Genomic DNA, 13,723 nt, shown 5'->3' with positions numbered 1-13,723 from the left:
CCGCTTTCCCTTTTTTTGTCCCCCGCTCCCGAGAGGCACCTTCCGATGACCGACCGCATCACCGTCCACGGCCTGCAAGTGGCCGCCCCGCTGAAGACCTTCATCGACGAGCAGGTGCTGCCCGGCACCGGCGTCGACGTGGCCGACTTCTGGGCCGGCTTCGACCGCATCGTGCACGACCTGGCGCCGAAGAACGCCGCGCTGCTGGCCGAGCGCGACCGGCTGCAGGCCGAGATGGACGCCTGGCACCGCGCCAACCCAGGCCCGCTGCGCGGCAAGCGCGCGATCAAGGCCTACCGCAAGCACCTGGAGCAGATCGGCTACCTGGTGGCCGACCCGGGCGAGCTGAAGGTGAAGACGAAGAACGTGGACTCCGAGCTGGCCGTGCAGGCCGGCCCGCAGCTGGTGGTGCCCATCACCAACGCCCGCTACGCGCTGAACGCGGCCAACGCACGCTGGGGCTCGCTGTACGACGCGCTGTACGGCACCGACGCCCTGCCCGACACGGACGGCGCCACGAAGATCGGCCCGAATGGCGAGGCCTACAACCCGGTGCGCGGCGCCAGGGTCATCGAGTACGCCCGCCACGTGCTGGACCGCACCGCGCCACTGGCCAAGGGCTCGCATGTCGATTCCACCGGCTATGCGGTCCAGGGCGGCGAGCTGCGTGTGACGCTCAAGGACGGCCGCACGGTGGGGCTGCAGAAGCCAGCGCAGTTCATCGGCTACCAGGGTGACGCGGCCCAGCCCTCGTCCGTGCTGCTGCAGCACCACGGCCTGCACCTGGACATCCGCATCGACCGCGGCACGGCCATCGGCGCCACCGACCCGGCCGGCGTGAGCGACCTGGTGGTCGAGGCCGCCCTGTCCACCATCCTCGACCTGGAGGACTCCGTGGCGGTGGTGGACGCCGAGGACAAGGTGCTGGCCTATGGCAACTGGCTGGGCATCCTGAAGGGCACGCTCACCGAGACCTTCGCCAAGGGCGGCCGCACGATGACGCGTGGCCTGAACGCCGACCGCGTGTACACGGCCCCCAAGGGCAAGGGCCAGGTCACGCTGCCGGGCCGCTCGCTGCTGTTCGTGCGCAACGTGGGCCACCTGATGAGCAACCCCGCCATCCTCTGGGGTGGCCAGGGCGAGGCGGCGCGCGAGATCCCCGAGGGCATCATGGACGCCGTCGTCACCACCGCCATCGCGATGCACGACCTGCAGGGCCATGGGCGCCTGGCCAGCGGCGAGGCGGTGCGCAACTCGCGCAGCGGCAGCGTGTACATCGTGAAGCCCAAGATGCACGGCCCGGCCGAGGTGGCCTTCGCCGACGAGCTCTTCGGCCGCGTCGAGCAGCTGCTCGGGCTGCCGCGCCACACCGTGAAGCTGGGCATCATGGACGAGGAGCGCCGCACCAGCGTCAACCTCAAGGCCTGCCTGGCCGCCGCGAAGCACCGCGTGGCCTTCATCAACACCGGCTTCCTGGACCGCACCGGCGACGAGATGCACACCGCCATGCAGGGCGGCCCGATGCTGCGCAAGGGCGACATGAAGACCAGCGCCTGGATCCAGGCCTACGAGCGCAACAACGTGCTGGTGGGCCTGCAGTGCGGGCTGCGCGGCCGGGCGCAGATCGGCAAGGGCATGTGGGCCATGCCCGACCTGATGGCCGGCATGCTGGCGCAGAAGATCGTGCACCCCAAGGCCGGCGCCAACACCGCCTGGGTGCCCAGCCCCACCGCCGCCACGCTGCACGCGCTGCACTACCACCAGGTGGACGTGGCCGCCGTGCAGAAGGGCATCGAGAAGGAGGCGAAGGCCGCCGACCCGGCCGAGCTGCGCGACGAGATCCTGCAGGGCCTGCTGAGCTTCCCGGTGGTGGCCGAGGACCGCTGGACCGACGCCGAGAAGCAGCAGGAGCTGGACAACAACGCCCAGGGCATCCTGGGCTACGTGGTGCGCTGGGTCGACCAGGGCGTGGGCTGCTCCAAGGTGCCCGACATCCACAACGTGGGCCTGATGGAGGACCGCGCCACACTGCGCATCTCCAGCCAGCACATGGCCAACTGGCTGCTGCACGGCGTGGTGGGCAAGGCCCAGGTGCGCAACACGCTCAAGCGCATGGCCAAGGTGGTGGACAAGCAGAACGCCGCCGACCCGGCCTACCGCCCCATGGCCGGCCGGTTCGACGAGTCCATGGCCTTCCAGGCGGCGTGCGACCTGGTGTTCAAGGGCGTGGAGCAGCCCAGCGGCTACACCGAGCCGCTGCTGCACGCCTGGCGGCTGAAGGTGAAGGCGGCCGCCTGAGCCGCCTGCACCGGGCTTGAGCGCCTAAGAGGCGCTCAAGCCCACAGCACGGGCTGGCGGCTGTTCGCCCAGCGCTCGTAGCTGGTGGCGTAGAGCTCCTCGACCCGGTTGCGCTTGACCTTGAAGGTGGGCGTGATCACGCCGTTGTCCACGGTCCACGGCTCGGTCACCACCACCAGGCAGTCCAGCTGCTCGTGCGGGTCGAGCCCCGCGTTCACCGCCTTCAGGTGCGCGGCCAGCGAGGCCTCCAGGTCGGCGCGGCCGCCGTTGCGGGCCTGGGTGACGGCCTCGGCGTTGAGCATCACGATGCCCAGCGGCTGGCCCAGGTTGGCGCCGGTGACGCAGCAGGCCTCGATGCTGGTGTGCATGACGAGCCGGTCCTCGATGGGCGCCGGCGCCACGTACTTGCCCTTGCTGGTCTTGAACAGGTCCTTCACCCGCCCGGTGATCTTCAGGTTGCCTTCGGCGTCGAGCTGGCCCTTGTCGCCCGTGTGCAGCCAGCCGTCCTCGGTGAGGGCCTGGGCGCTCAGCGCCGGCTCCTTGTAGTAGCCCAGCATCAGGCCCGGGCTCTTCATCTGGATCTCGCCGTTGGCCGGGTCGATGCGGTGCTGGATGCCGCGGTAGGGCTTGCCCACCGTGCCGGGCCGCGGCTGGCCCACCAGCGTGGAGTGGCTGACGCCGCAGTTCTCGGTCATGCCGTAGACCTCCACGATGGGCAGGCCGAGGCGGTCGTAGAAGCGCAGCAGCTCGGGCGGCATGGGCGCTGCGCCGCCCGCGGCGAAGACGCACTGGTCCAGCCCGAGGGCGGTGAGGATCTTGCGCCGCACGATGCCGCCCAGCAGCGGGATCTTCAGCAGCCGCTCCAGCTTGGCGGGCGGCATCTTGGCGTGCACGCCCTGCTGGAACTTCACCCACAGCCGCGGCACCGAGAAGAACACCGTGGGCCGCGCGCGCTGCAGGTCGTGCGTGAAGGTGTCCAGGCTCTCGGCGAAGTACACGCGCATGCCGGTGGCCAGCTGGCCATGCTCCACCAGCGTGCGCTCGGCCACATGGGCCAGCGGCAGGTAGCTCAGCATGCGGGTGTTCTGGTCCACCATGTTCAGGCGGTCCAGGCCCGACTGCACCGACCACGCGAAGGTGCCGAAGCTGTGCATCACCCCCTTGGGCATGCCGGTGGTGCCCGAGGTGTACATGATGGTGGACAGCTCCTCGGCCGCGCGCACCGGCTCGCCCGCCACCGGCGTGGCGGCGGCCAGCACCTCGTCCCACTGGGGGTAGTCGTTGGGCGGCGACAGCGGCGTGGCGATGCAGGGCAGTCCGTCAGGGATGCCGGGCTTCATGCCCTCGAAGCCGTCGAGCTTGCCCACGATGAGCAGCTTCGCCTCGCTGTGCGTGAGGATCTGGCGGATCGTCTCGGCCGCCAGCGTGGGGTACAGGGGCACCGACACATGGCCGGCCATCCAGATGGCGTAGTCGCTGATCAGCCACCACGCGGTGTTCTTGGAGATCAGTGCGATGTGCGAACCGGGCGCGAAGCCCTGCGCCTGCAGGTGGCCGGCCAGGCGGCGGGCCTGCTCGCCCACCTCGCGCCAGGTGAGGTCCTTGACCACGCCGCCGCCCATGGGCTGCGTGAACGCGATGCGGTCGGGTGCCGTGCGCTCCCAGTGATACAGCCGCTGCAGGGCCAGCGCGGCCGGATCGACGGGCAGACCGAAGGGGGCATCCGAGAGGTTCATGGCGGGCTTCCTTGCACGACGAGCCGCCCAGCGTAGCCAGCCGCGCTGGCCGGCCGCATCGGCGGGAACCCGCAGCCGGCGCGGCGCCTGCCACGCGCCGTGGACCGGCGTGGCGTCAGCGCAAGAACGCGTCGTGCCCGGTCTTGAGGATCAGCGCGCCGACCACGAGGATGAACACGCCACGCACGAAGCCGGCGCCGTGCTGAAGCGCCAGCCGGGTGCCGATCAGGCTGCCTGCCACGTTGGCCACCGCCAGCACCGCCGCCACGTGCCACCACACGTGGCCCTTCCAGGTGAACAGCACCAGCGCCGCGACGTTGGTGGCGGTGTTCAGCAGCTTCGCCGCCGCCGACGCATGCAGGAAGTCGTAGCCCATGGTGCGCACGAACAGGAACACGAAGAAGCTGCCGGTGCCAGGGCCAAAGAAGCCGTCGTAGAAGCCGATGCCCGCGCCGATGGCCGAGGCGACCGCCGCCTCGCGGCCGGCGACGAAGCGGGGGGCATGGTGGCGGCCGAGGTCCTTGCGCGCGAGGGTGTACGCCAGGATGGCCAGCAGCACCAGCGGCAGCGCGCGCCGCAGGGCCGAGCCGTCCACGGTGGTGACGGCCCAGGCCCCGATGAAGCTGCCGGCCAGGGCGGCGGCGCAGGCCGGCACCAGCGTGGCCGCGCGCAGGTCCACGCGCCGGGTGTACTGCCACGCGGCCCAGGCCGTGCCCCAGACGGCACCGCCCTTGTTGGTGCCCAGTAAGGTGGCGGGCGTGGCGCCCGGCCAGGTGGCGAACAGCGCCGGCAGCAGCACCAGGCCGCCGCCACCGACGATGGCGTCGATCATGCCGGCCAGGAGCGAGGCAGCGGCGACGAAGGCGAGTTCCAAGCGGCGAGACCTGTGGGCGTGCGGGCCGCACCCGCGAGGCACCGGCCCTGAAAAGCAAAAGGCGCCAGCGGTGGCTGGCGCCTTTGCATTCTCACACGCGTGTTGCGACGCGCTCGCCACGGGCCGCGGGGGATGCTGCGGCGGTGGTCGGCGGCTCGGGCCGGTGCCGTGGCGGTGCGCCGCGGCCGGCCGTGTTTGTCTCCTCGGACCCCCTCCCGGCCAGCGCACCGCAAGGGGGCGGAGGCCGAAAGCTGGAGCGCACTGTACGGGTGCGCCCGGCCGCCGGCATCCGTGCTTTCCCCGTCCCGGCGCGGGCCGTCGGTTCAGGGCGGCGTCAGCCAGCGGGCGCTGGGGTGGCCAGCATCCACTCGGCCGCCCGCTCGGCGATCATCAGCGTGGGTGCATTGGTGTTGCCGCTGGTGATGGTGGGCATGACGCTGGCATCCGCCACCCGCAGCCCGGCCACGCCGCGCACCCGCAGGCGCGCATCCACCACCGCCAGCGGGTCGTCGTCGCGGCCCATCTTGCAGGTGCCCACCGGGTGGAAGATGGTGGTGCCGATGTCGCCGGCCAGGCGCGCCAGTTCGTCGTCGGTCTGGAACTCCACGCCCGGCTTCACCTCGCGCGGGGCGAAGCGGGCCAGCGCCGGCTGCGCGGCGATGCGGCGCGTCAGGCGCAGCGAATCCGCCGCCACCTGCCGGTCGCCCGGCGTGGACAGGTAGTTGGCCAGGATGGAAGGCGCCTCGCCCGCCTGTGGCGAGGTGATGCGCACCCGCCCGCGCGACTCGGGATTGAGGTTGCACACGCTGGCGGTGAAGGCGTTGAAGCGGTGCAGCGGCTCGCCGAACGCATCCAGCGACAGCGGCTGCACGTGGTACTCCAGGTTGGCGTGCGGCTGGTCCGGGCCGGACCGCGTGAAGGCCCCGAGCTGCGAGGGCGCCATGCTCATGGGCCCGCTGCGGCGGGCCGCGTACTGCAGGCCGATCATCGCCTTGCCCCACCAGTTGGCGGCCAGGGTGTTCAGCGTCTTCACGCCATCCACGGCGAACACCGCGCGGATCTGCAGGTGGTCCTGCAGGTTGCCGCCCACGCCCGGCAGCCCCACCTGCGGCGTGATGCCCAGCGGCTGCAGCCAGTCCGCCGGACCGATGCCCGACAGCTGCAGCAGCTGCGGGGTGCCGATCGCCCCGCTGGCCAGCACCATCTCGCCGCGGCAGCGCGCCTGCACCGGCGCGCCGCCGCCCAGCGGCAGCACCTCGATGCCCGCCGCGCGCGGCCGGCCGTCGGGCCCGGGCTCCAGCAGCACGCGGCTGGCGGTGGCACCGGTCCACACCTGCAGGTTGTCGCGGTGCATCACCGGGCGCAGGAAGGCCTTGGCCGCGTTCCAGCGGATGCCCGCACGCTGGTTGACCTCGAAGTAGCCCACGCCCTCGTTGTCGCCCCGGTTGAAATCGGTGGTGCGCGGGATGCCGGCCTGCACGGCCGCCTCGGCGAAGGCATCGAGCACGTCCCAGCGCAGGCGCTGGCGCTCCACGCGCCATTCGCCGCCCGGGCGCTGGCCGGTCGGGTCGAAGCCCGGCGCGGCATGCAGGGCGTCCTCGCCACGCCAGTGGTCCTCGTGGCGCCTGAAGTACGGCACGCAGTGCTCCCAGCGCCAGTTGGCGTCGCCCACCTCGGCGGCCCAGCCGTCGTAGTCACGCGCCTGGCCGCGCATGTAGATCATGCCGTTGATGCTGGAGCAGCCGCCCAGCACCTTGCCGCGCGGATAGCGCAGGCGGCGGCCATTGAGCCCCGGGTCGGCGTCGGTCTGGAACAGCCAGTCGGTGCGCGGGTTGCCGATGCAGTAGAGGTAACCCACCGGGATGTGGATCCACACGTAGTCGTCGGCGCCGCCCGCCTCGATCAGCAGCACGCGGCGGGACGGGTCGGCGGACAGCCGGTTGGCGAGCAGGCAGCCGGCGGTGCCGGCGCCCACGATGATGTGGTCGTAGGTGGGGATGTCGTGGGTCACGGTGGCTGTCGTCCGCCCGAGGGGCAGCCCCATGCTACGGGAGGCGGATGCCGCCGAGCACGGGGAAAAGCTTGATGAGCCCGTCGGCCAGCAGCTCCACCGCCATCGCGGCCAGGATCAGGCCCATCAGCCGCGTCATCACGTTGATGCCGGTCTGGCCCAGTACCCGCGCGATGCGCTCGGAGGCGCGGAAGGCGAGGTAGCTCGCCACGCCGATGACGACCCCGTAGCCCACCAGCACCGCGTGCTCCCACAGCGTGCGCGTCTTCTCCGCGTAGATCACCATGGTGGAGATGGTGGCCGGGCCGGTCAGCAGCGGAATGGTCAGCGGCACCACCGCGATGGACGAGCCGGCGTCCGCCTTTTCCTGGCCCTGATGCACGTCCTCGGCGCGCGTCTCGGCCGGCTGCGCATTGAGCATGTGGATGGCCGACATCAGCAGCAGCAGCCCGCCGCCCACCTGGAAGCTGGCGATGGAAATGCCGAAGAACTCGATGATCTTCAGGCCCGCCAACCCGCTGATGGAGACCACCAGGAAGGCCGCCGTGGCGCTGACCCGCATGGTGTAGCGCCGCTGCTCGGCGCTGAAGTTCTGCGTGAAGTGCAGGAAGAACGGCACCACGCCGATCGGATTGACGATGGCGAGCAACGCGATGAGCGGCTTGAGCAGGTCCATGCGCCATTGTGGGGCGAGGCCGCGCCCCTCAATCGTGGGGGATTGGCCCTATGCGGCCTCAGGCACGGCGGCACCCCGGCGCGGAAATACGACACTGGTTCGCGTGGTGCTTTGCCGCGCCCGTGACATTGGTCCCATAATGGGCTGAGGAGGATGCCGAACCACGGCTTCTTCCTTTGTTTTGCTGTGTATGGACGCGGCACCTTCGCTTGATGGGTTCACGCTGGGTTGAAGCTCCACATGGTCTTTGTGTTTTGAGCGATTGAGGAGCTTTCCCCATGGGAAACAAGCTTTACGTCGGCAACCTCGCCTACAGCGTGCGTGACGACTCCCTGCAACAAGCGTTTGCCGAGTTCGGCACCGTCACGTCCGCCAAGGTCATGATGGATCGCGATACCGGCCGCTCGAAGGGCTTCGGCTTCGTCGAGATGGGTTCGGACGCGGAGGCGCAGGCCGCCATCAACGGCATGAACGGTCAGCCCCTGGAAGGCCGTGCCATCGTCGTGAACGAGGCCCGTCCTCGTGAAGAGCGCCCGGGCGGCTTCCGCAGCGGTGGCGGCGGTGGCGGCTACGGTGGTGGTGGCGGCGGCTACGGCGGCGGTGGCGGCGGTGGCCGCAGCCCCTACGGTGGCGGCGGCGGTGGCGGCGGCTACGGTGGTGGCGGCGGCGGCGGTGGCCGCAGCCCCTACGGCGGTGGCGGCGGCAGCCGCGGTGGCAACCGTGGCGGTGGTGGCGGCGGCTACGGCGGCGGCTACTGATCCCGCAGCGGCCGGCTGACCGGCCGCGCGACCGATCCAGCCTCACAGGGCGCCACGGGAAACCGTGGCGCCCTGTGTGCTATTGGGGCCACTTACGCCACCTACGCCACCTACGCCACCTACGCCGCTTCGCCGCGCCGCGCCTTGCGGCCCCGGCCGGCCACGGCGCGGTCGAACAGCGCGTTGGGCAGCAGCCGCATGAGCTTGGCCACCACGCCCATCTGCCAGGGGATGACGCGGTAGCTGCGGCCCGCGGCGATGGCCCGGAAGGCCCGGTCCGCAAAGGCGTCCGGCGCCATGAGGAACGGCATCGCGTAGCGGTTGCCGGCCGTCAGCGGGGTGGCGATGTAGCCCGGCACCAGCGTGACGACCCGCACCCCCGAGCCCCGGCATTCGCCGCGCAGGCTCTCGCAGTAGGCCACCACGCCCGCCTTGCTGGCGCAGTAGGCGCCATGCCCCGGCAGCCCGCGGATGGCCGCCACGCTGGCGATGCCCACCAGCGTGCCGTGCCCGCGCGCCCGCATGGCCGCGAGGAACGGGTGGAAGGTGGCGGCCAGGCCCAGGTTGTTGGTGGCGAAGGTGTCACGCATCACGTCCAGGTCCTCCCGGATCGCCGTGTCCATGCCCACGCTGATGCCGGCATTGGCCACCACGACGTCCGGCAGCGCCCACCCTGCCACGCACGCTTGGCCAGCGGCCACGATGCTGTCCACGTCCTGCACGTCGGCGCCGAAGACACGCCAGGTGTCCGCCGCCCAGCCCTGGCCCGCGGCCCAGGCCCGCAGCGCGTCGGCGCGCCGGGCCACCAGCGCCACCCGCCAGCCCGCGGCGTGGTAGCGCGCCGCCAGCGCCTGGCCGATGCCGCTGGACGCGCCGGTGATGAACACCAGCGGTGACCCCGCGGTGGCGTCCGGCGTGTGGGTGCTCATGGCACCGCCCGGCCGCGCACGTCGCCCGGCTGCAGCACGGCCCGCACGCGGCCACTCAGGGTGAGGGTCTGCGTCGCCTCGTCGAACAGCAGGCGGTCGGCCATCACGGCGCTGCCGCCCTGGCGCACCACCACGGGCCGGTCGGCACGCACGCGCCGCTGGGTGGCCAGCAGCTGGAGCTGTTCGCCCTCGATGACCACGGTGCGGCCGTCGGCTGCCGTGCTCACCACCCGCGCCTGGCCCTCGAGCCGGTAGACGGACTGGTCGCCCGCCGCCACCGCCTGCCGGGCCGTCGCCTCGGTGCGTCGGCCGTCCTCGGCGGTGGCCGACACACGCACCGTGTCCACCTCCACCTCGTCCGTGTCGGGGAAGTGGCGCACCTGCTCGCCCTCGACCTGGGCCACCAGCCGGCCCTGGGCGTTGAAGCGCTGCAGCACCGCCCGCTGCGCGGTGTAGTCCGGCACATGGCGCACCACGGCGGGCGCGGTCTCGGCCGCGGGGCGCGGCGCGTAGCGCACGAGCCACCAGGTCGCCACCGCGAGCAGGCACATGAGCATCAGCGGCAGGTAGGTGCCCAGCCCCTGGCGCAGCCGGACGCTCCAGGCCTCGCGCCGGCCGCGGGCCGCCGGTGCGGCGGCCGGCGCCGGGTCCGGGGCGCCGATGGCCACCGGCACTTCCGGCAGGTCGGGCAGGTGCAGTTCGGCTTTCACGGCAGGGGCGCGCAGCCGGCGTTCAGCGGCCGTCCAGCGTCTGCAGGTGGCCGTGCAGCAGCTCGGCATAGCGGCCCGCCGCCATCAGCAGCAGGTCGCAGAACTCGCGCGCGGCGCCGTGGCCGCCCGCCGCGGTGGTGACGTGGTGGGCCACCGCCTTGACCTCGGCATGCGCGTTGGCCGGCGCGCACGCGAAGCCCGCGCGGCTGAGCAGCGGCAGGTCGGGCCAGTCGTCGCCGATGGCGGCCACCTCGTCCCACGCCAGGCCCAGCTGCGACAGCAGCGGCTCGGCGGCGGCCAGCTTGTCGCCGGCGCCGTACACCGCATGGGCCAGGCCCAGGTCGGCCACGCGCCGCCGCACGGCGGGCGAGTCGCGCCCGGTGATGACGACCGGCGTGATGCCGGCACGGGCCAGCAGCTTCAGGCCATGGCCGTCCAGGGTGCTGAAGGTCTTGAGCACCTCGCCCTGCTCGCCGATGTAGAGGCGACCGTCGGTGAGCACGCCGTCCACGTCGAACAGCGCGGCGCGCATGCCCAGCCGCGGGCCCTGGGCGCGCAGCAGCAGCTCGGCGGGGAAGTGCAGGGCAGGGGCGTGCATCAGATCACCTTGGCGCGCAGCAGGTCGTTGGTGTTGAGGGCGCCCACGAGCGCCCCGTGGTCGTCCACCACCAGCACGCTGGTGATGCGGTGCTGCTCCATCAGGTCGGCCGCGTCCACCGCCAGCGCGTCGGCCCGCACGTGCTTGGGGCCGCGGTGCATCACCTCGCTGGCCTTGAGCGCGCGCAGGTCGGCGCCGGTTTCGAGCAGGCGACGCAGGTCGCCGTCGGTGAAGATGCCGGCCGGTCGGTCGGCCTCGACCACCACGGCGAAGCCCAGGCCCTTGTCGGTCATGACATGCATCATGTCGATGAAACCGGTGTCCGGCGCCACGCGGGGCAGGGCGTCCCCGGTGCGCATGAGGTCGTGCACATGCATCAGCAGCTTGCGGCCGAGCGCACCGCCCGGGTGGGAGCGGGCGAAATCGTGCTCGCGGAAGCCGCGCGCATCCAGCAGCGCCACCGCGAGCGCGTCGCCCAGCGCCATCTGGGCGGTGGTGCTGGCGGTGGGGGCCAGGTTGAGCGGGCAGGCCTCCTGGTCCACGGCGCACGACAGCGTCACCTGCGCATGCCGCGCCAGCGTCGATTGCAGGCGGCCGGTGATGGCCACCAGGGGCACGCCCAGGCGGCGCACCGCCGGCAGGATGGCGTTGATCTCCTCGCTTTCGCCCGAGTTGCTGATGGCCAGCAGCAGGTCGCCCGGCTGCACCATGCCCAGGTCGCCGTGGCTGGCCTCGGCCGGGTGGACGAAGAAGGCCGGTGTGCCGGTGGACGCCAGCGTGGCAGCTATCTTGCGCCCCACGTGGCCGCTCTTGCCCATGCCCATCACCACCACGCGCCCGGTGGTGGCCAGCACCGCCTGCACGGCCTGGCTGAAGTCGCCGTCGAGCCGGTCGCGCACGGCCGCCAGCGCGGCGGCCTCGATGTCGAAGGTCTGGCGGGCCAGGGCCAGGGCGCGGGCAGGGTCGAAGGACGCGGCGGAGGTCTTCAAGGCAGCAGGTGCGACCTGGTGCGCAGGCCGCAGCGGAAATGGCGGAGGAGCCCGTCGCAGGTAGCGGCGAGAATCGGGGGATTCTAGGAGCCCGCCCCGGCCGGATGCAGCCGCGGGCCACTGCGCCGTCTCGCCCTTCCATGGCATCCACCCTCGAACTCGTCCTGCTGTACCTCGTCGCCGCGGTGGGCGGCGTGGTGCTGTGCCGCATGCTGCGCCTGCCCCCCATGCTGGGCTACCTGGCGGTCGGGGTGCTGATCGGGCCGAACGCGCTGGCCCTGGCCAAGGACTCCGCGGGCGTGCGCTACCTGGCCGAGTTCGGCGTGGTGTTCCTCATGTTCGTCATCGGGCTGGAGTTCAACCTGCCCAAGCTGCGCAGCATGCGCACGCTGGTCTTCGGCCTGGGCCTGTCGCAGGTGACGCTGACCGTGCTGGGCGCCGTGCTGGGCAACACCCTGCTCATCGCCCTGTTCGCCTGGCTGGGCCGGCCATGGGAGCTCGGCTGGGAGGGCGCGGTGGTGCTGGGCAGCGCGATGGCGATGTCGTCCACCGCCATCGTCGTCAAGCTCATGGCCGAGCGGCTGGAGCTGGAAAGCGAGCATGGCCGGCGTGTGATGGGCGTGCTGCTGTTCCAGGACCTGGCCGTGGTGCCGCTGCTGGTGCTCATCCCCGCGCTGGGCTCGGAGCCGGGCGACATGGCGCGCGCGCTGGGTCTGGCCTTCGTGAAGGCCGCGGTGCTGCTCGCGCTGCTGCTGGTGGGCGGGCAGAAGGTGATGCGCTGGTGGCTCACCCTGGTGGCACGGCGCAAGAGCGACGAGCTGTTCATCCTGAACCTGCTGCTCGTCACGCTGGGGCTGTCCTGGATGACCGAGCACGCGGGGCTGTCGCTGGCGCTGGGCGCCTTCATCGCCGGCATGCTCATCGCGGAGACGGAGTACAAGCACCAGGTGGAGACCGACATCCGGCCGTTCCACGACGTGTTGCTGGGCCTGTTCTTCATCACCATCGGCATGAAGCTGGACTGGCGGCCGGTGTGGGACCAGTGGCTGCTGGTGCTGCTGCTGACCACGCTGCCCGTGCTGGCCAAGGCCGCCATCGTGGCGGCGCTGGCCCGCGCGTTCAGGGCACCGCCGGGCGTGGCGCTGCGCACCGGCCTGTACCTCGCGCAGGCCGGCGAATTCGGCTTCGTGCTGCTCACGCTGGGCGTGCAGCAGCGCCTGGTGCAGGGCGAATGGGTGAGCCCCGTGCTGGCCTCCATGGTGCTGTCGATGCTGGCCACGCCGTTCATCGTGCAGTACAGCAACGCCATCGTCATGCGGCTGGCCGCCAGCGACTGGCTGATGCAGTCGGTGCAGCTGACGGCCATCGCCAAGAAGGCGATCCGCAACGAGGCCCACATCATCATCTGCGGCTACGGCCGCAGCGGCCAGAACCTCGCGCGCCTGCTGGACCCGGAACAGATCCCGTACATGGCGCTGGACCTGGACCCCGACCGCGTGCGGCAGGCGGCCGCCGCGGGCCAGAGCGTGGTGTTCGGCGACGCGGCGCGCCTGCAGAGCCTGATGGCCGCCGGCCTGGCGCGCGCCAGCGCCGTGGTGGTGAGCTACCACGACACCCCGTCGGCGCTGCGCATCCTGGACCTGGTGCGCCAGCATGCCCCGCACGTGCCGGTGATCGTGCGCACCATCGACGACAGCGACCTGGAGCGCCTGCGCGAGGCCGGCGCCACCGAGGTGGTGCCGGAGGCGGTGGAGGGCTCGCTGATGCTGGCCAGCCACGCCCTGGCCCTGGTGGGCGTGCCCATGCGGCGGGTGCTGCGCCTGACGCGCGAAGCACGGGACAAGCGCTACCGCCTGCTGCGCGGCTACTTCCATGGCGCGGACGACGACACCGTGGAGGAGCGCCAGCAGGAGCGCATGCACTGCCTGAGCCTGCCCGCGGGCGCCGCCGCGGTGGGCCAGACCCTGGCCGACCTGGCGCTGCACGCGCTCGACGTGGACGTGGTGTCGGTGCGTCGCGCCGACGGGCGCAACGTGCAGCCCGACGACGGCCTGCGCCTGGCCGGCGGCGACACGCTGGTGCTGTCGGGCCTGCCGGAAACGCTGGCCGTGGCCGAGTCGAAGCTGCTGACGGGCTGAGCGACC

At 72.0% G+C, this 13,723-nt stretch carries 11 protein-coding genes; 3 read left to right on the top strand and 8 right to left on the bottom strand.

The window, feature by feature from the left end; all coding sequences use genetic code 11:
* Positions 1-45 precede the first annotated feature (45 nt).
* Positions 46-2,298, top strand: coding sequence for a malate synthase G (locus ACE3UN_RS12615; protein ID WP_374675306.1), 2,253 nt, complete (start codon positions 46-48; stop codon positions 2,296-2,298).
* Between the two features lie 35 nt (positions 2,299-2,333).
* Here the strand turns inward: ACE3UN_RS12615 and ACE3UN_RS12610 are convergent, their stop codons facing one another.
* The 4 genes from ACE3UN_RS12610 to ACE3UN_RS12595 all read right to left on the bottom strand — a co-directional run bounded on the left by ACE3UN_RS12610 (position 2,334) and on the right by ACE3UN_RS12595 (position 7,595).
* Entirely contained in the window at positions 2,334-4,034 is a 1,701-nt protein-coding gene (locus tag ACE3UN_RS12610) for an AMP-binding protein (protein WP_374675305.1), read from the bottom strand.
* Between the two features lie 115 nt (positions 4,035-4,149).
* The gene (locus tag ACE3UN_RS12605; protein WP_374675304.1) at positions 4,150-4,908 is read right to left on the bottom strand and encodes a sulfite exporter TauE/SafE family protein; all 759 of its coding nucleotides are present in this window, start codon (positions 4,906-4,908) and stop codon (positions 4,150-4,152) included.
* A gap of 334 nt (positions 4,909-5,242) precedes the next feature.
* The gene (locus ACE3UN_RS12600; RefSeq protein WP_374675303.1) at positions 5,243-6,952 is read right to left on the bottom strand and encodes a GMC family oxidoreductase; all 1,710 of its coding nucleotides are present in this window, start codon (positions 6,950-6,952) and stop codon (positions 5,243-5,245) included.
* A gap of 1 nt (position 6,953) precedes the next feature.
* On the bottom strand, positions 6,954-7,595 hold the full coding sequence (locus ACE3UN_RS12595) for a MarC family protein (RefSeq protein ID WP_374675302.1): 642 nt from the start codon (positions 7,593-7,595) through the stop codon (positions 6,954-6,956).
* 278 nt (positions 7,596-7,873) lie between these two features.
* Between ACE3UN_RS12595 and ACE3UN_RS12590 the strand changes: the two genes are divergently transcribed.
* Positions 7,874-8,353, top strand: coding sequence for an RNA recognition motif domain-containing protein (locus ACE3UN_RS12590; RefSeq protein WP_374675301.1), 480 nt, complete (start codon positions 7,874-7,876; stop codon positions 8,351-8,353).
* 119 nt (positions 8,354-8,472) lie between these two features.
* Here the strand turns inward: ACE3UN_RS12590 and ACE3UN_RS12585 are convergent, their stop codons facing one another.
* From ACE3UN_RS12585 to ACE3UN_RS12570, 4 genes are read right to left on the bottom strand one after another with little or no spacing between them, the layout of a single operon-like run.
* Positions 8,473-9,282 carry an SDR family oxidoreductase gene (locus tag ACE3UN_RS12585; RefSeq protein WP_374675300.1) on the bottom strand — a complete coding sequence of 270 codons (810 nt, stop codon included), beginning with the start codon at positions 9,280-9,282 and terminating at the stop codon, positions 8,473-8,475.
* On the bottom strand, positions 9,279-9,992 hold the full coding sequence (lptC, locus tag ACE3UN_RS12580; RefSeq protein WP_374675299.1) for an LPS export ABC transporter periplasmic protein LptC: 714 nt from the start codon (positions 9,990-9,992) through the stop codon (positions 9,279-9,281). The genes ACE3UN_RS12585 and lptC overlap by 4 nt, the downstream gene beginning before the upstream one ends.
* A gap of 22 nt (positions 9,993-10,014) precedes the next feature.
* Positions 10,015-10,590, bottom strand: a complete 576-nt coding sequence (locus tag ACE3UN_RS12575; protein ID WP_374675298.1) for a KdsC family phosphatase — start codon at positions 10,588-10,590, stop codon at positions 10,015-10,017.
* Positions 10,590-11,579 (bottom strand): SIS domain-containing protein, encoded by a 990-nt coding sequence (locus ACE3UN_RS12570; protein WP_374675297.1) that lies wholly within the window; start codon positions 11,577-11,579, stop codon positions 10,590-10,592. The genes ACE3UN_RS12575 and ACE3UN_RS12570 overlap by 1 nt, the downstream gene beginning before the upstream one ends.
* 140 nt (positions 11,580-11,719) lie before the next feature.
* On the opposite strand from ACE3UN_RS12570, the gene ACE3UN_RS12565 reads away from it, so the two are divergent.
* Positions 11,720-13,717 carry a cation:proton antiporter gene (locus ACE3UN_RS12565; RefSeq protein ID WP_374675296.1) on the top strand — a complete coding sequence of 666 codons (1,998 nt, stop codon included), beginning with the start codon at positions 11,720-11,722 and terminating at the stop codon, positions 13,715-13,717.
* Positions 13,718-13,723: the final 6 nt, after the last annotated feature.

Origin of the sequence: Ideonella sp., from assembly GCF_041918995.1 — a bacterium.
Taxonomy (GTDB): domain Bacteria; phylum Pseudomonadota; class Gammaproteobacteria; order Burkholderiales; family Burkholderiaceae_C; genus Ideonella.
This window is presented reverse-complemented; position numbering and strand designations above follow the sequence as displayed.